Origin of the sequence: Sphingosinithalassobacter tenebrarum (assembly GCF_011057975.1) — a bacterium.
GTDB classification, from domain to species: domain Bacteria; phylum Pseudomonadota; class Alphaproteobacteria; order Sphingomonadales; family Sphingomonadaceae; genus Sphingomonas; species Sphingomonas tenebrarum.
In genome coordinates this window covers 216,755-231,039 of the sequence record NZ_CP049109.1, presented here as the reverse complement: position 1 = coordinate 231,039, position 14,285 = coordinate 216,755, and the positions used below count along the sequence as shown (strand labels likewise).

General features: G+C 61.9%; 21 protein-coding genes. 15 read left to right on the top strand and 6 right to left on the bottom strand.

Features of this window, described 5'->3' with window-relative positions; translation table 11 throughout:
* Position 1 precedes the first annotated feature (1 nt).
* Positions 2 to 235, bottom strand: coding sequence for a DUF6489 family protein (locus G5C33_RS01205; RefSeq protein WP_165325542.1), 234 nt, complete (start codon positions 233 to 235; stop codon positions 2 to 4).
* 94 nt (positions 236 to 329) lie between these two features.
* Here G5C33_RS01205 and G5C33_RS01200 point away from each other — a divergent pair, with 94 nt between their 5' ends.
* Complete coding sequence (locus tag G5C33_RS01200; protein WP_165325541.1) at positions 330 to 1,028, top strand: dienelactone hydrolase family protein; 699 nt, start codon at positions 330 to 332, stop codon at positions 1,026 to 1,028.
* Between the two features lie 9 nt (positions 1,029 to 1,037).
* Here the strand turns inward: G5C33_RS01200 and G5C33_RS01195 are convergent, their stop codons facing one another.
* The 4 genes from G5C33_RS01195 to hemE form a co-directional block, all read right to left on the bottom strand.
* Positions 1,038 to 1,754, bottom strand: coding sequence for a TerC family protein (locus G5C33_RS01195; RefSeq protein ID WP_165325540.1), 717 nt, complete (start codon positions 1,752 to 1,754; stop codon positions 1,038 to 1,040).
* Between the two features lie 18 nt (positions 1,755 to 1,772).
* A complete protein-coding gene (gene rho, locus G5C33_RS01190) occupies positions 1,773 to 3,029 on the bottom strand; it encodes a transcription termination factor Rho (protein ID WP_165325539.1) in 1,257 nt (418 codons plus the stop codon).
* 234 nt (positions 3,030 to 3,263) lie between these two features.
* Positions 3,264 to 3,710, bottom strand: coding sequence for a CopD family protein (locus G5C33_RS01185; protein WP_165325538.1), 447 nt, complete (start codon positions 3,708 to 3,710; stop codon positions 3,264 to 3,266).
* Positions 3,707 to 4,741: a uroporphyrinogen decarboxylase gene (gene hemE / locus G5C33_RS01180; protein WP_165325537.1), complete on the bottom strand. Its 1,035-nt coding sequence runs from the start codon at positions 4,739 to 4,741 to the stop codon at positions 3,707 to 3,709. The genes G5C33_RS01185 and hemE overlap by 4 nt, the downstream gene beginning before the upstream one ends.
* A gap of 314 nt (positions 4,742 to 5,055) precedes the next feature.
* On the opposite strand from hemE, the gene G5C33_RS01175 reads away from it, so the two are divergent.
* The 11 genes from G5C33_RS01175 (at position 5,056) to G5C33_RS01125 (ending at position 11,912) form a co-directional block, all read left to right on the top strand.
* A complete protein-coding gene (locus G5C33_RS01175) occupies positions 5,056 to 5,877 on the top strand; it encodes a pyruvate, water dikinase regulatory protein (protein ID WP_206518608.1) in 822 nt (273 codons plus the stop codon).
* On the top strand, positions 5,874 to 6,470 hold the full coding sequence (locus G5C33_RS01170; RefSeq protein WP_165325536.1) for a Maf family protein: 597 nt from the start codon (positions 5,874 to 5,876) through the stop codon (positions 6,468 to 6,470). Before G5C33_RS01175 ends, G5C33_RS01170 begins: the two co-directional genes overlap by 4 nt.
* Entirely contained in the window at positions 6,467 to 7,279 is an 813-nt protein-coding gene (gene aroE, locus G5C33_RS01165) for a shikimate dehydrogenase (RefSeq protein ID WP_165325535.1), read from the top strand. Before G5C33_RS01170 ends, aroE begins: the two co-directional genes overlap by 4 nt.
* Positions 7,276 to 7,869 (top strand): dephospho-CoA kinase, encoded by a 594-nt coding sequence (coaE, locus tag G5C33_RS01160; RefSeq protein WP_165325534.1) that lies wholly within the window; start codon positions 7,276 to 7,278, stop codon positions 7,867 to 7,869. The genes aroE and coaE overlap by 4 nt, the downstream gene beginning before the upstream one ends.
* 7 nt (positions 7,870 to 7,876) lie before the next feature.
* Complete coding sequence (gene dnaQ, locus G5C33_RS01155; protein WP_165325533.1) at positions 7,877 to 8,566, top strand: DNA polymerase III subunit epsilon; 690 nt, start codon at positions 7,877 to 7,879, stop codon at positions 8,564 to 8,566.
* 52 nt (positions 8,567 to 8,618) lie between these two features.
* Positions 8,619 to 9,197: a ribosome hibernation-promoting factor, HPF/YfiA family gene (gene hpf / locus G5C33_RS01150; RefSeq protein ID WP_165325532.1), complete on the top strand. Its 579-nt coding sequence runs from the start codon at positions 8,619 to 8,621 to the stop codon at positions 9,195 to 9,197.
* 58 nt (positions 9,198 to 9,255) lie between these two features.
* The gene (gene ptsN, locus G5C33_RS01145) at positions 9,256 to 9,723 is read left to right on the top strand and encodes a PTS IIA-like nitrogen regulatory protein PtsN (RefSeq protein ID WP_165325531.1); all 468 of its coding nucleotides are present in this window, start codon (positions 9,256 to 9,258) and stop codon (positions 9,721 to 9,723) included.
* Complete coding sequence (locus G5C33_RS01140; protein ID WP_165325530.1) at positions 9,674 to 10,183, top strand: PaaI family thioesterase; 510 nt, start codon at positions 9,674 to 9,676, stop codon at positions 10,181 to 10,183. Before ptsN ends, G5C33_RS01140 begins: the two co-directional genes overlap by 50 nt.
* The gene (locus tag G5C33_RS01135; RefSeq protein ID WP_228275153.1) at positions 10,183 to 10,521 is read left to right on the top strand and encodes a DUF1491 family protein; all 339 of its coding nucleotides are present in this window, start codon (positions 10,183 to 10,185) and stop codon (positions 10,519 to 10,521) included. The genes G5C33_RS01140 and G5C33_RS01135 overlap by 1 nt, the downstream gene beginning before the upstream one ends.
* A 156-nt stretch (positions 10,522 to 10,677) precedes the next feature.
* Complete coding sequence (locus G5C33_RS01130) at positions 10,678 to 11,367, top strand: cell wall hydrolase (RefSeq protein WP_165325529.1); 690 nt, start codon at positions 10,678 to 10,680, stop codon at positions 11,365 to 11,367.
* 50 nt (positions 11,368 to 11,417) lie between these two features.
* Positions 11,418 to 11,912, top strand: coding sequence for an MmcB family DNA repair protein (locus tag G5C33_RS01125; protein WP_165325528.1), 495 nt, complete (start codon positions 11,418 to 11,420; stop codon positions 11,910 to 11,912).
* A 10-nt stretch (positions 11,913 to 11,922) separates the two neighbouring features.
* Here the strand turns inward: G5C33_RS01125 and G5C33_RS01120 are convergent, their stop codons facing one another.
* Positions 11,923 to 12,525 (bottom strand): ankyrin repeat domain-containing protein, encoded by a 603-nt coding sequence (locus G5C33_RS01120; protein WP_228275152.1) that lies wholly within the window; start codon positions 12,523 to 12,525, stop codon positions 11,923 to 11,925.
* A gap of 76 nt (positions 12,526 to 12,601) precedes the next feature.
* Between G5C33_RS01120 and G5C33_RS01115 the strand changes: the two genes are divergently transcribed.
* The 3 genes from G5C33_RS01115 to G5C33_RS01105 are packed head-to-tail and all read left to right on the top strand — an operon-like array spanning position 12,602 to position 14,285.
* On the top strand, positions 12,602 to 13,183 hold the full coding sequence (locus G5C33_RS01115) for an SCO family protein (RefSeq protein WP_228275151.1): 582 nt from the start codon (positions 12,602 to 12,604) through the stop codon (positions 13,181 to 13,183).
* Positions 13,171 to 13,617, top strand: coding sequence for a YcgN family cysteine cluster protein (locus G5C33_RS01110; RefSeq protein ID WP_165325526.1), 447 nt, complete (start codon positions 13,171 to 13,173; stop codon positions 13,615 to 13,617). Before G5C33_RS01115 ends, G5C33_RS01110 begins: the two co-directional genes overlap by 13 nt.
* Positions 13,614 to 14,285, top strand: coding sequence for a M48 family metallopeptidase (locus G5C33_RS01105; RefSeq protein ID WP_165325525.1), 672 nt, complete (start codon positions 13,614 to 13,616; stop codon positions 14,283 to 14,285). The genes G5C33_RS01110 and G5C33_RS01105 overlap by 4 nt, the downstream gene beginning before the upstream one ends.

Below are 14,285 nucleotides of genomic sequence, written 5' to 3'. Positions count from 1 at the left end.
TTCAGCCGCTCGATTTCCCGCCGGTTTCGAACATTCGCTTCCAGAAGTTCAGACCTGCTTCGCCCATCGGCGCCCAGCTACGCATCACCGTCTCGACGATTTCGGGGCTTGGATTGGTACCAATGGTATCAACCAGCATCGACACATATTTCTCGTGCACTGGCCCCATGTCGGGCAATCCCATCGCCCGGCGCGCTTCTTCTGGAGTGCAATCGACTTCGACATTGATCTTCATTCGGCTTCTCCACTTGAGCGCCCCGACGCACGGCTGCTAGCAACACATCCGCGATTTAGGCGTTGCTAGCGACAATCGGCAAGGGAGCGAAACCATGGGAACCACCATTACGATCGAAACGCTCGATAAAGGCGACAATTTCTCGGCCTATTGCGCGCAACCCGCTGAGGCGGCCAAGGCCGCAATCGTCGTGATCCAGGAAATTTTCGGCGTGAATGAAGGCATTCGTCGCAAATGCGACAAGCTTGCCGCCGACGGCTATCTCGCGCTCGCCCCGGACCTCTTCTGGCGGCTCGAACCGGGCGTCGAACTCGATCCCGATGTCGAAGCGGAATTCCAGCGGGCGATCGATCTTATGGGCAAATTCGATCAGGACATGGGCGTCCGCGACATCGAAGCGACAATCAAGAAGGCACGAACGATGATCGAAGGCGGCAAGGTCGGCGCGGTAGGCTATTGCCTCGGCGGCCGCCTTGCCTTCATGACCGCCTCACGCACCGATGCCGATGCTTCGGTCGGCTATTATGGCGTCGGCATCGACAATCTGCTGCGCGAAAAGCACGCGATCGGCAAGCCGCTGTTGCTGCACATCCCTACCGAAGACGGATTCGTTGACAAGGAAACCCAGGCGAAAATGCATGAAGGGCTCAACGATCACCCGCATGTAACGCTTTACGATTATCCCGGCGAGGATCATGGCTTTGCCACCGAGATGGGCAAGCGTCGCTCCGAGCAATCGGCCCAGCTAGCCAATAGCCGCACCGCAGAATTTTTCTCTAAGTACCTGAAATAAATCTGTAAATTACACAATCAGGCTGATCAGACCCTGCGTTTCGGCCCCGCCGACCCAGCCTTCATAAATCATCTTCAATGCTACGAAGACGATGACGGCGAGGCCGAAATAGGCAATCCAGCGATAGCGGTCGATCAGCTTTGCGATGAAGTTTGCCGCAAGGCCCATCAGGGCCACCGAAAGCAACAAACCTACGATCAGAATGCCCGGATGCTCGCGAGCCGCCCCGGCGACCGCGAGCACATTGTCGAGGCTCATCGAAACATCGGCGACGGCCACGGCCCAGGCGGCCCCGGCAAAGCTGCGCCCGGGCTTCAGACCCGACTCGGTATCGTCCGATCCGTCGTCGAGATCATGTCCCTCGCGAATCTCGCGCCAGAATTTCCAGCTTACCCAGAGCAGCAACAGTCCACCGGCGAAGATCAGGCCAACAATGCCCATCAGCCAAGTTACGACCAGCGCGAAGGCGATGCGCAGCACCAGCGCGGCGCCGATACCGATCAGGATGACCTTCTTGCGCTGATCCGCAGGCAATCCGGCCGCCAGTGCGCCGACGACGATCGCATTGTCGCCGGCAAGCACCAGATCGATCATCAACACCTGAAAAAAGGCAGCGAGCGCCGCCGGCTCGCCGAGGTTCGAGAAATCGGCGACGATGTGCGACCACATTTCGCCTGGCGCCATCGGACCTGCCGCGCTTGCGGCCATCGCCAGCATCTCGAACATCAAAACCCTTTGTCGTGCTTACTGATTCATCGAATCGAAGAAGTCCTCATTGGTCTTCGAATCCTTCATCTTGTCGAGCAGGAATTCCATCGCGTCGACCGTGCCCATCTGCATCAGGATGCGGCGCAGCACCCACATCTTCGAAAGCGTACCCTTGTCGACCAGCAGTTCTTCCTTGCGGGTGCCCGACTTGCCGACGTCGAGCGCCGGGAAGATGCGCTTGTCCGCCACCTTGCGGTCGAGGACGATTTCCGAGTTACCGGTGCCCTTGAACTCTTCGAAGATGACTTCGTCCATGCGGCTGCCGGTATCGATCAGCGCGGTCGCGATGATCGACAGCGAACCGCCTTCCTCAATGTTGCGCGCCGCACCGAAGAAGCGCTTGGGCCGCTGCAGCGCATTGGCGTCGACACCGCCGGTCAGCACCTTGCCCGAGCTCGGCACCACCGTGTTGTAGGCGCGGCCGAGACGCGTGATCGAATCGAGCAGGATCACGACATCCTTCTTGTGCTCGACCAGGCGCTTTGCCTTTTCGATCACCATTTCGGAGACCTGCACGTGACGCTGCGCGGGTTCGTCGAAGGTCGAGCTGATCACCTCGCCGTTCACGCTGCGCTGCATGTCGGTGACTTCCTCGGGCCGCTCGTCGATCAGCAGCACGATCAGGAAAACCTCGGGGTGATTGTCGGTGATGGCCTTGGCTATGTTCTGCAGCAGCACCGTCTTGCCGACGCGCGGCGGCGCGACGATCAGCGCACGCTGGCCCTTGCCCTGCGGCGCCACGATGTCGATCACCCGTGCCGACTTGTCCTTGATAGTCGGATCGAGCTGGTCGAGCGTCAGCTTTGAATCGGGATAGAGCGGCGTCAGATTGTCGAAATTGACGCGATGGCGCACCGCTTCGGGATCATCGAAATTGATCGAACCAAGCCGTGTCAGTGCAAAATAGCGCTCGCCGTCCTTGGGGGCGCGAATTTCGCCTTCTACCGTGTCACCTGTACGCAATCCGAATTTACGGACCTGGTTGGGCGAAACATAGATGTCGTCCGGACCCGCGAGATAATTGGCTTCCGGCGAACGCAGGAACCCGAACCCGTCGGGCAGCACTTCTATCGTGCCTTCGCCCATGATCTGCACGCCGTTTTCGGCCTGCGCCTTCAGAATCGCGAAAAGCAGATCCTGCTTTCGCAGGGTGGAAGCACCCTCCACGCCAAGCGATTCGGCCATTTCGACGAGTTCGGCGGGGGGTTTCTTCTTAAGGTCCTTGAGGTGCATGGAAAATCCGAAAAGCTGCGCTGAACAGGTAGGGGTAACGAGCGTCGATCGGCGAAAAAGGCGGAATGCGCACGAAACGAAGCTGTAGGAAGGACGTGCCCACCACAGGCAGGCGACGGTTCGAGACCTAGGAGCGGGCTTGCTTCAAGTCAAGCTTGCACGACAGCGGGAAGCAATGATTTCCGCCGTCGCCGAACCCCTGGCCGAGCATCCCGCAGCCGTACCGGAGCCGCCTCAAAAGGGGCGAACCACCGCCAGAATAACGATCAGGACAACCGCAACACCAGGAACCTCGTTGAGCATTCGCAACTGTCGTGAAGCAAGCGAGGATTTCCCGGCCGCGAGCTTCTTGGAATAGGCCACTGCCCAGCCGTGAAAACCGCTGAGCAACACCACCAGCAACAGCTTGGCATGCAACCAGCCCTGACCGGTGAACCAACCGCCGGAGAGCGCGATGGCAAGTCCCGACAACCAGACAATGATCAGCGACGGTGTGAGAATGATCCCGCGAAGCTTCTTTTCGCGATCGACCCACTGTGCGGCTTCATCGGGCCGGGCGAGCGCGTCCTGGTGATGGATCAGATACCGCGGCAGCAGGAACAGACCCGCCATCCAGAAGATGACGAAGATAATGTGGAGTGCCTTCACCCAAAGATAGGCACCGCCCAGAAATCCCGTCATGCCGCGTCTCCTCTGATTCGTGCCAGCGCCGCTTCAACCCGCTCGATGGGTGTGTCCTTCTGGATCCCATGCCCCAGGTTGAAGACGTGCGGTCGACCCGCAAAGGCCGTCTTGATCGTGTCGATCGCCGTGAGCAAGGCATCGCCGCCGGCGATCAGCACCAGCGGATCGAGATTGCCCTGTACCGGCAAGTCGCGCGGCAGATTGGCATCCGCCCATGACGGATCGACGGTCTCGTCGAGCCCGATCGCGTCGACACCCGTCTGCGCGGCATAGGCGGCAAGCTTTCCGCCGGCCCCCTTGGGGAAGCCGATGATCGGTACCTGGGGTGTCTTTTCTCGCAGCGCGGCAACGATGCGCGCCGTCGGCGCGATAACCCAGCGTTCGAACTGCGCCGGCGAGAGACTGCCCGCCCAGCTGTCGAACAGCTGCACTGCTTCTACGCCCGCCTCGATCTGGGCGAGGAGATAATCGACAGTCGAATCGACGATCCGGTCGATCAGCACGGTCATCAGTGCGGGGTCGGTATAGGCGAGCCGGCGCGCCTCGGCTTGTTCGCGGCTTCCCTGACCGGCGATCATGTACGTCGCGATCGTCCAGGGACTGCCCGCGAAGCCCAGAAAGGTGACTCGGGGGTCCAACGCCGCCTTCACGCGGCGGATCGTTCCGTAGATCGGCTCCAGGACCGCGGGATCGTACTGCAAGCCCTCGATGATCTCCGAAGTCACCATCTTGGGAGCCAGTCGGGGTCCTTCGCCTGCTTCGAACCACAGCTCCTGCCCGAGCGCCATCGGAATGACCAGGATATCGGAAAACAGGATGGCGCCATCGAATCCGAAGCGGCGAATGGGCTGCAGCGTTACTTCGGCGGCCGCATCGCTGTCCTTCACCAGATCGAGGAAACCGCCCTTTTCGGCACGCAACTGGCGATACTCGGGAAGGTAGCGTCCGGCCTGACGCATGAACCATGCCGGCGGAACGGCCTGACGTTCGCCCTTCAGCGTCGCGAGCAGGGGTTTGGCGTCCGTCATCGTTTCGAAGGCTTCCTTCCAATCAAAACTAATTAAAGATTCTAGGGATTGTTGGAGTCTGTTGGCGCGTGGATGCCGGGGCTTATGCGCTGTGCCCGCTTATGCCAACAGCTTGACTCCCAACTAGGTGTCGATGCCGCCCGGATTCGCATCCGTTCGTACACGTTGTTCACAGGCCGTGGATAAGAATCGCCGATGGGGACGGCGATGTGGATGAATTGGGAGCGAATCGGGCCGGTCCGGTAAGCTTGGCCGCGTGCCGGCATTGCGCTAGCGAATGTCCCCATGTTTTCCACAATCTCGTCCTGCCGCTGATGCAGCTCCACCTCCATCTCCTGTCGGATTCGACCGGCGAGACGCTCGAGAACATCGCCAAGGCCGCGCTTGCGCAGTATGACGATGTCGAAACCATGCGCCATTTCTGGCCGATGGTCCGGTCTGAAACCCATCTCGAGCGCATTCTTCAGGAAATCTCGCAAAATCCCGGCTTGGTGCTGTTCACGCTGGTCGATCGCGATATCCGTCGCACGCTTGAAAGCCGGTGCCGGGCAATGGGCTTGCCGGCCGTCGCGCCGCTCGACGCCGTCAATCATGCGCTTTCCAACCTGCTGGGCCAGGAAGCCAAGGCGCGTCCGGGACGCCAGCACACGCTCGATGCCGCCTATTTCCAGAGAGTCGACGCGATCCAGTTCACCATCGCGCATGATGACGGTGTGGGCGAAGAGGAATGGGAAGAAGCCGATATCGTTCTGGTCGGCGTGTCGCGCTCATCGAAAACGCCGACGTCCATCTATCTCGCCAATCGCGGGTACAAGACCGCAAATGTGCCGATCGTCGTCGAATCACCGCCGACCGACACGCTGTTTTCGTTGAAGAATCCGTTGATTGTCGGACTTACCACCAGCGCCGATCGCCTGGTGCAGATTCGGCGCAACCGGCTGTTGTCGCTCAACCAGCATCCCGAAACCGACTATGTCGATCACGATGCAGTCGCGCGCGAAGTTTCGTTCGCGCGCCGGATGTTTGGGGACCGGGAATGGCCGGTGATCGATGTGACGCGACGCTCGATCGAGGAAACCGCCGCTGCGATCATCACGCTGGTCAACGAACGCAATCTCGCAAAGCGCGACAAATGACTCTGGTTCTCGCTTCGCAAAGCGCGTCGCGCCGGGCGATGCTCGATGCTGCCGGGGTGCCGCATGAAGCAGTGGTGGCGCAGGTCGACGAGGAATCGGCAACGGAATCGCTCGTCGCCGATGGGATCGCGCCGCGCGACCTTGCCGATGCGCTCGCCGAATTGAAGGCGTGCAAGGTGTCGCGACTGGCACCGACCGCGCTGGTGCTCGGCTGCGATTCGGTCGTCGCGCTGGAGGACGGCACGTTGCTCGAAAAGCCGAAATCGCGCGATCATGCCGCCGATCAGCTGCGTGCCATGTCCGGCCGTCACCATGATCTGTTCAGTGCCGCAGTGATTTCGGAAGGCGGGCGACCGATCTGGCGCCATGTCGATCGGGCACGCCTGCATGTCCGTACGCTGGGCGAGGACTTCATCGCTGCCTATCTCGACGCCGAATGGCCCGAAATCCAGTGGTGCGTTGGCGGCTATCGGCTCGAAGCAGTCGGTGCGCAGCTATTCTCGCGCATCGACGGAAGCCATTTCACCATATTGGGCATGCCGCTATTGCCGCTGCTCGACTTTTTGCGCGTACGTAAGGTGATTGCGACATGACAGCTCCGCTCGCCGAAGTGATCGGCGACCCTATTGCGCACAGCAAGTCGCCGCTGATTCATCGGTTCTGGCTGGATGCGCTGGGTATTTCCGGGCGTTATGAAGCCTGTCGAGTCGCGGCAGAAGGGCTTGGCGACTATTTCGTCGAACGGCGCGACCGGCCCGAATGGCGCGGCTGCAACATCACCATTCCGCACAAACAGGCCGCGCTCGATCATGTCGAGGACCGTGGCGACGTGCGCGCGAGCATCGGTGCGATCAACACGGTATTCCGTGACGAGGACGGCGTGCTCGTCGGCACCAATACCGATGCCGCCGGATTTTATGCGCCGCTTTCCGGCTCTGACTGGAACGGTGCGCATGCCGTGGTGATCGGGGCGGGAGGTGCTTCGCGTGCGGTATTGTTCGCGCTCGCCCGGATGGGGTTCGAACGGGTAACGATCCGCAACCGCAATGTCCTGAAAGCAGGCGCGCTGCTGGGCAGTTTCGGGCTGAAAGGCGATGCCGTGCCACATGACGCGCCGCTGCCGCCAGCCGATTTGTTGGTGAATGCCAGTCCGCTAGGCATGCAGGGGCAGCCGCCGCTGGATATCGATCTTGGCGTGTTGCCCGACGATGCCGTGGTTTACGACATTGTATATGCCCCGCTCGAAACCCCGCTGCTCGCTCAGGCGCGGGCGCGCGATCTGGCGACCGTTGACGGGCTCGAGATGCTGATCGGCCAGGCCGCGGCCGCCTTTGCCCTGTTTTTCGGTGCCGAGCCGCCGCGCGACCGCGACGCCGAACTGCGCGCATTGCTGACGGCATGATCACACTTGGGCTCACCGGATCGATCGGCATGGGCAAATCGACCGTTGCCGCGATGTTTGCCGAGGAAGGCGTGCCGGTATTCGATGCCGATGCCGTGGTACATCATCTTCAGGGCCCGGGCGGCCGGCTGGTTGCCGAGATCGAAGCGGAATTCCCGGACACGACCACCGAGCTCGGAGTTGATCGCACTATGCTGGGCGAAGCCGTGTTCGGCGACCCGGATGCGCTGAAGCGGCTCGAGGCGATCGTGCATCCGGCGGTGGGCCGGGAGCGCAGGCGGTTCCTCGAGCAAAATGCCGAAAAGCCGCTTGTCCTGCTCGATGTTCCGCTGCTCTTCGAAACCGGCGGCGTCGACCATGTCGACAAGATCGCGGTCGTTTCGGCTCCGGCGGAGGTGCAGCGCGCCCGCGTACTCGCCCGGCCGGGCATGACCGAAACGCGCTTCGAAGCAATTCGCGCCAAGCAGATGCCCGATGCTGAAAAACGCGCTCGCGCGGATTATGTGATTCCGACCGGAGGATCGCATGACGAGACACGCGATGCCGTCCGCGCCGTGATCGCTTGCCTAGTCGGCACCGCAGGAGGATAATCGGGCCATGCGTGAGATTGTCTTCGATACCGAGACCACCGGCCTGAGCTTTTCGGGCGGCGACCGGATGGTCGAAATCGGCTGTGTAGAACTGGTCAATCGCGTGCCGACCGGCGCCAGTTTTCACGGCTATTTCAATCCCCAGCGCGCGATGCCGGTCGAGGCGTTCAATGTGCACGGGCTGAGCGAAACCTTTCTTTCGGATAAGCCCTGTTTCCACGAACGTTGCGAGGAATTGCTTGATTTCATCGGCGATTCGCCGCTGGTCGCGCACAATGCCGGGTTCGATTTCGGCTTTCTCAACGGCGAACTGGGGATTTGCGGGAAGCCGCATGTGCATGGGGACCGGATGGTCGACACGCTGTCGATCGCACGCGTCAAGCATCCCGGGGCGAAGCATACGCTCGATGCGCTCTGCACGCGTTACGGTATCGATCTCAGTCAGCGCACGTTGCACGGCGCGCTGCTCGATGCCCAGCTGCTCGCGCAGGTCTATATCGAGCTGACCGGCGGACGACAGATCACGCTTGGTCTGGCGGTGGATGCGGAGCCGGCCCGCGATGCACCCCTGCAAGCACCGGCCCGCGGCCAGACCCGGCCGATGCGCCATTTCGCGGCGAGCGAGGAAGAACTGGCCCGCCATGTGTCATTTCTCGAAAAAATATCCGAGCCGTTATGGGGGAAAGCTCCCAGTTGACGGCCCCTTGGGGCGTGCCTAGTTCCACGCCACAATCGCGTAGGAGAGTGAAATGGATATCCGGGTTTCGGGACATCAGGTCGATACGGGCGATGCGTTGAAGACGCATGTGCAGGACCGACTCCAGGGTATTGCCGACAAATATTTCTCGCGCGCGATTTCCGCGCAGGTGACCTTTGGCAAGGGGCCGCACGACAACGGCTTTACCTGCGATATCGTTGCGCATGTCATGCAGGGGCTGGTGCTCAAGGGACATGCCGACGGAATGGACGCCCATGCCGCCTTCGATCGTACCGCCGAAAAGATCGAGAAGCAGCTTCGCCGCTATATGCGCCGGTTGAAGGATCGCAACAACGGCGCGAAAATCGCGGCAATGGAAAATGGCGCGCTCGACAGCGCCGGCTACACGGTGTTCGCCGACGCCGAGCAGGAAGAGGCAAGCGATTCGCCGCCGGTCATCGCGGAAACGCGTGTCGACGTTCCCGATGCCACGGTATCCGACGCGGTGATGATGCTCGATCTGCGCAACACCAATGCATTGCTGTTCCGCAATACCGGTACCGGATCCTATAATATGGTCTATCGCCGGGGCGACGGCACCATCGGCTGGGTTGAGCCCAATCGCGTTTGAGCCGATTGCGCCCTGTTTGGCGCAATACAACCGCCGACAGAGACATTCGTGGACTAGCATGACGGACTTCAATGATCTGCTGACGCCGGAGGCGGTGCGCTGTGGCGCACACGCCGCCAGTCGCAAGGCGCTGCTCCAGAAGCTCGGGGCACTTACGGCGCAGGCCTATGGATTCGACGGCGATCTCGTCGCCGAACGGATGCTTGCGCGCGAAAAGCTCGGTTCCACCGGGTTCGGCAATGGAATCGCCATTCCCCACTGCAAGATCGAGGGACTTCGCCATTCGGTCGGGCTTTTTCTCAGGCTCGATCGTCCGGTCGATTTCAACGCCGTGGACGATATGCCCGTCGATCTGATCTTTGCGCTGGTTTCGCCGGCCAATTCCGGTGCCGCGCATCTCAAGGCGCTGGCCAAGGTTTCCCGCGCGATGCGCGACCAGGAATTCGCCGACAAACTGCGCGGTGCCGGTTCGAACGATGCCCTGTTCGCGCTGCTCGCCGGGCTGGAAACGCGTGACGCCGCCTGAACCGCCGCGCCCGACCGGGGCGGAGGCGCATTTCCGCGCCCTCGAAGCACTCTATGATGCCGCGCCGATCAACCAGCTGTTCGATTCGACGCTGGAGATTCCCGAAAGCGGTATCGCGCGGATTCGCTTCACCATCGACGAACGCTTCTTTCATGCAGCCGGCGCCGCGCATGGCACCAGCTATTTCAAGATGCTCGACGATGCGGCCTTCTATGCCGCGAACAGCCTGGTAACCGACCGGTTTCTGCTGACCACGGCATTCAACATCCTGCTCACCAAGCCGCTCGCGCAGGGGCCGGTAGTCGCCGAAGGCCGCTGGGTCAGCGGGCAGCGCCGCGTGTTCGTGGCCGAATCGCGACTGATCGATGCCAATGGCGAAGAAGCGGCGCGCGGCACCGGCACCTTCATGCGCTCGAAGATCCCGCTTGCCACGCTGCGCGGATATCGGTCACGCGACTGATGGTGCGCCTGGCGAGCCGGCTGCTGGTGAATGCGCTGATTCGGAAGGTTTTCGCCGAAGGCGGCCATGCCGCGGTGCTGGCGCATGGCGACGATACATCCGGCGCGATCCTCATCCTGGCGATGGATCGCGGGGACGATCCGCGATTCCTAGAGCGGGTTCCGGGTCCGACAGGGCGTTTCGAACTGGCGCGAACCGGACCTAAGGATTGTACCGGACCCGCAGAAATCCGGGATTATTGGGCAAAGAGATGCCGGTTAGATCCCGATTTGTGGGTATTAGAACTGGATATCGCACAAGCGGAACGTTTCGCCGCCGACGTACTGCTTTTTGATTGACTTTAATTCCTACCGAAACGATAGGCGCGCAACGTTATTTGAGCGTTGGACCGGGAGCAGAGGGCTTGCCGGAAACGCAGTCGGGGGGCACGCCCGGCAGGCCAAGTGGTTGTTTGAGAGCCTGACCGCGCACCAACCGCATATATGCGATGAAAAATGAGCTTTCGTTTTCGCGCCGCGATGATCGCGGCTGTGACTTTTTGTGCTGGTGCAATTGCAGCCGGCACCACTCCGGGTCTCGCATTTGAGATTCGCAATCCCATTCTGAACGATCCCGAGCCGGAAACGGTTCCGGCGGAGATCGCGGAAAAGCTGCCGGCGCTGCGCGAAGCGCTGCTGGCGCAGGGGTCGGCCGATGCCGAGGTGGTGGAATTCGCCGAATCGGAAGCCGTGGTGCAACCGATTGTCGAAGAAGAAGCCTCGGAAGACTTCGATTTCGCCTCGCTGTCCGATGCCGTGGCCGCCCAGAGCGTGAGCGGCACGATCGATCGCGAAACGCGCTGCGTCGCCATCGGCGTCTACTATGAATCGAAGGGCGAGCCGCTTGCCGGCCAGCTTGCCGTTGCGAACGTGATCTACAATCGCGCCGAATCGAGCCGCTACCCGTCCTCGACCTGCGCCGTGCTCACGCAGCGCCGCCAGTTCTCCTTCGTACGCGGTGGCCGTTTGCCCACTCCGCCGAACGATGCCGCCTGGCGCAAGGCGCTTGCCGTCGCACAGGTTGCCCAGAATAATCTCTGGGAAAGCCCGGTGCCGCGCGCGCTGTTCTTCCACGCCAACTATGTGTCGCCCAACTGGGGTCGGCCGCGCGTGGCGACGATCGGCAATCACATCTTCTATCGTTGAAATCGGCGCGGGCCTTTCCCGCGTTCGTGAAATGTTCTAGGCAGCGGGGGATGTCGGACTCATCCCCCGCTGTTTTGCATTCGGACCCGGCGAGCCCGACGGCGGCAGATGTCGTGCGCGGCGTGTGCCGATTGTTCCTGCGGCACGATCTGGTCGCGCTCGGCGAAGTCCCGCTCGAAGGAGGGCGGCGTGTCGACCTGATGGCGATGGATGGCCGCGGAAAGCTGGTCATCGTCGAGATCAAGGTCTCGCGCGCCGATCTGCTCGGCGACGGCAAATGGACCGAATATCTCGACCATTGCGACCGATTCTACTGGGCCGTGCCGCAGGGATTCGACCTTGCGCCGTTTGCGCGCCCCGAATTCCAGCCCGATCGCGCCGGGCTGATTGTCGCCGATCGCTATGACGGAGCAATCCTGCGCGAAGCGAGCGAAAGCACTGTGAGCAGCGCCGCGCGGCGACGCACCACGCTGGCCTTCGCCCGCCGCGCCGCGCGCCGGCTGATCAAGCTCGCCGACCCGGACGCCGACATCGATATGCGCTGAGGCGCGGCGTTCAGCGAAGCGAGGGCCCCGAAATGCCGCTGGTTTCCTTTTTCGGTGCCTCGTCCAGCATCCGCTGGATCGTGGGCGAGCGCGAATCGCGCTGGGCATAATCGCGTGCCGACATGCCCGCGAGCAGGTCCGCCTTGTCCGGGTCGGCACCGGCCTCGAGCAACTCGCGGACCATCTGGACATTGCGCAGTTGCACCGCGCGGATCAGCGGCGTTTCGCCGCGATTATTCGCAAGATCGACGTCTGCCTGATAGTTGACCAGCACCCGGACGCCGTCGATCCAGTTCTGGCTGGTCGCCAGCATCAACGGCGTGTTGCCGTCGCGGTCGCGCAGATCGGGATTGGCATCGTTCTGCAAAAGGAATGTGAGATAGGTCCGGTCCGATCGTTTGACGACGATGTGAAGCGCGCCGTCACCGCTGGTCGCGTCGCGCGTGTTGACGATCGAGGGCCCCGGCCGGGTCAGCATGTCCGTGACGGTGGCGCCGTCGGCCTGACGCACGGCATGCAGGAACTCATAGCTGTCGCTGAATTGCTGGGCTGCGGCCGGGGCTGCGAAGAAGAGGCCGGCGGTGAGCATGGCGGCGGAAAAACGGCGGAGCATGACGGTGAATGATTCCCTGAAAAAACCCGGAGAGACCTTGCATCGGGCAATCTATCAGATCATGTCTGGCCGCGCCATGAACCGCCTGTTTTTCCTGTTCTTCGCAGCGGTGCTGACCGCTTCCCTCTCTGCCTGCGGGAACGGCGCCGATGCTCCGCTCGCCGGTGCTTCGATCGGCGGATCGTTCACGCTGCAGAACCAGGATGGCGAGACGGTGCAGGAAAGCGACTTCGCGGGCAAATACCGCATTATCTATTTTGGCTATACGCATTGCCCGGATGTGTGTCCGCTCGACATGCAGAATATCGCGGCCGGACTGAAGCTGCTCGACAAGGAGCATCCGCGCCTTAGCGACAGGATCGTTCCGATCTTCATCACCGTCGATCCGGCACGCGATGATGTCGCGGCGGTCAGCCAGTTCGTTACGGCCTTTGACGACCGCATCGTCGGGCTGACCGGCACGCCGGAACAGATCGCCGATGTCACTGAAAAATACGCTGTCTGGTATCAGAAACAGGAAACCGGCAACGAGAACTACCTGATGAACCATTCGCGCGCGACCTATCTGATGGGCCCGGAAAACCAGCCGATCGCGCTCGTTCCGGCCGACGAATCGCCGCAGGCGGTTGCCGAAACGCTGGTGAAATGGGTTCAGTGACCGACCGGTTCTGGGAAGGCGATACTCCGCTTGAGAAGCTCGACCGCGCACAATGGGAAGCATTGTGCGACGGCTGCGGCAAATGCTGCCTGCACAAGCTCGAGGACGAGGATAGCGGCGAAGTGGTGGCGACCAACATCGCCTGTCGCCTGCTTGACGGCGATCGGGGGCAGTGTCGCGACTACCGCCATCGCCGCGCTTATGTCAGCGAATGCGTGCGGCTGACGCCCGGATCGGTGCGGTCGCTGCCCTGGCTTCCGCGGACCTGCGCCTATCGGTTGCGCGCGGAGGGCAAGCCGCTTCCCGACTGGCACTATCTGGTCTGCGGCGACCGCGAGGCCGTCCATCGGGCAGGCGAATCGACTCGCGGCTGGACGGTTTCCGAAGACGATGCAGGTGATTTCGAGCATCATTTGCTGGATCGCGATCTGTGATCGAATCGCTGGACGTTGTGCGCAACGCACGCGCCCGCCACATGCGGCTCGCCGTACACCCCGCGACGGGCCGGATACGGCTTACCTTGCCGAAACGCGCCTCACTCAAGGCCGGGCTCGCCTGGGCCGAAAGCCAGCGCGGCTGGATCGATCGTCAACGGGCAAGGCTACCCGAACGCATCCTGTTGGGTCCCGGCGCGCGCTTTCCCTTTCGCGGTGAAATGCTCACCATCGCCTGGTCGCGAACCCGGTCGCGTACCCCGGTGATCGCTGGCGATATGCTGGTCTGCGGCGGCCCGGAAGAAACGCTGGCGGGACGTGTGGAGCGCTGGTTGCGCGCACAGGCGTTGTCGATGTTGCGCGAAGAAACGCTGGAAGTTGCGGAACGTGCGAATGTCGCGATCGAACGGGTCTCGGTCGGGGACCCGCGTTCACGTTGGGGAAGCTGTTCGTCGCGCGGCACGATTCGCTATAGCTGGCGGCTGATTCTCGCGCCGGATTCGGTTCGCCGCGCCACTGTCGCGCATGAAGTCGCGCACCGCGTCCACATGAACCACGGGCCTGACTTTCACCGGCTGGTGAAAGCGCTGTACGGCGCCGATCCCGCACCTGCCCGGCAATGGCTGCGTGCCAATGGTGCCGCTCTGCACTGGATAGGCGGCGCCTGA

Coding starts and splice junctions, on each gene's coding strand:
- G5C33_RS01205 (WP_165325542.1), bottom strand. CDS start 235: ATGAAGATCAATGTCGAAGTCGATTGCACTCCAGAAGAAGCGCGCCGG.
- G5C33_RS01200 (WP_165325541.1), top strand. CDS start 330: ATGGGAACCACCATTACGATCGAAACGCTCGATAAAGGCGACAATTTC.
- G5C33_RS01195 (WP_165325540.1), bottom strand. CDS start 1,754: ATGTTCGAGATGCTGGCGATGGCCGCAAGCGCGGCAGGTCCGATGGCG.
- rho (WP_165325539.1), bottom strand. CDS start 3,029: ATGCACCTCAAGGACCTTAAGAAGAAACCCCCCGCCGAACTCGTCGAA.
- G5C33_RS01185 (WP_165325538.1), bottom strand. CDS start 3,710: ATGACGGGATTTCTGGGCGGTGCCTATCTTTGGGTGAAGGCACTCCAC.
- hemE (WP_165325537.1), bottom strand. CDS start 4,741: ATGACGGACGCCAAACCCCTGCTCGCGACGCTGAAGGGCGAACGTCAG.
- G5C33_RS01175 (WP_206518608.1), top strand. CDS start 5,056: ATGCAGCTCCACCTCCATCTCCTGTCGGATTCGACCGGCGAGACGCTC.
- G5C33_RS01170 (WP_165325536.1), top strand. CDS start 5,874: ATGACTCTGGTTCTCGCTTCGCAAAGCGCGTCGCGCCGGGCGATGCTC.
- aroE (WP_165325535.1), top strand. CDS start 6,467: ATGACAGCTCCGCTCGCCGAAGTGATCGGCGACCCTATTGCGCACAGC.
- coaE (WP_165325534.1), top strand. CDS start 7,276: ATGATCACACTTGGGCTCACCGGATCGATCGGCATGGGCAAATCGACC.
- dnaQ (WP_165325533.1), top strand. CDS start 7,877: ATGCGTGAGATTGTCTTCGATACCGAGACCACCGGCCTGAGCTTTTCG.
- hpf (WP_165325532.1), top strand. CDS start 8,619: ATGGATATCCGGGTTTCGGGACATCAGGTCGATACGGGCGATGCGTTG.
- ptsN (WP_165325531.1), top strand. CDS start 9,256: ATGACGGACTTCAATGATCTGCTGACGCCGGAGGCGGTGCGCTGTGGC.
- G5C33_RS01140 (WP_165325530.1), top strand. CDS start 9,674: ATGCCCTGTTCGCGCTGCTCGCCGGGCTGGAAACGCGTGACGCCGCCT.
- G5C33_RS01135 (WP_228275153.1), top strand. CDS start 10,183: ATGGTGCGCCTGGCGAGCCGGCTGCTGGTGAATGCGCTGATTCGGAAG.
- G5C33_RS01130 (WP_165325529.1), top strand. CDS start 10,678: ATGAGCTTTCGTTTTCGCGCCGCGATGATCGCGGCTGTGACTTTTTGT.
- G5C33_RS01125 (WP_165325528.1), top strand. CDS start 11,418: ATGTCGGACTCATCCCCCGCTGTTTTGCATTCGGACCCGGCGAGCCCG.
- G5C33_RS01120 (WP_228275152.1), bottom strand. CDS start 12,525: ATGCTCCGCCGTTTTTCCGCCGCCATGCTCACCGCCGGCCTCTTCTTC.
- G5C33_RS01115 (WP_228275151.1), top strand. CDS start 12,602: ATGAACCGCCTGTTTTTCCTGTTCTTCGCAGCGGTGCTGACCGCTTCC.
- G5C33_RS01110 (WP_165325526.1), top strand. CDS start 13,171: ATGGGTTCAGTGACCGACCGGTTCTGGGAAGGCGATACTCCGCTTGAG.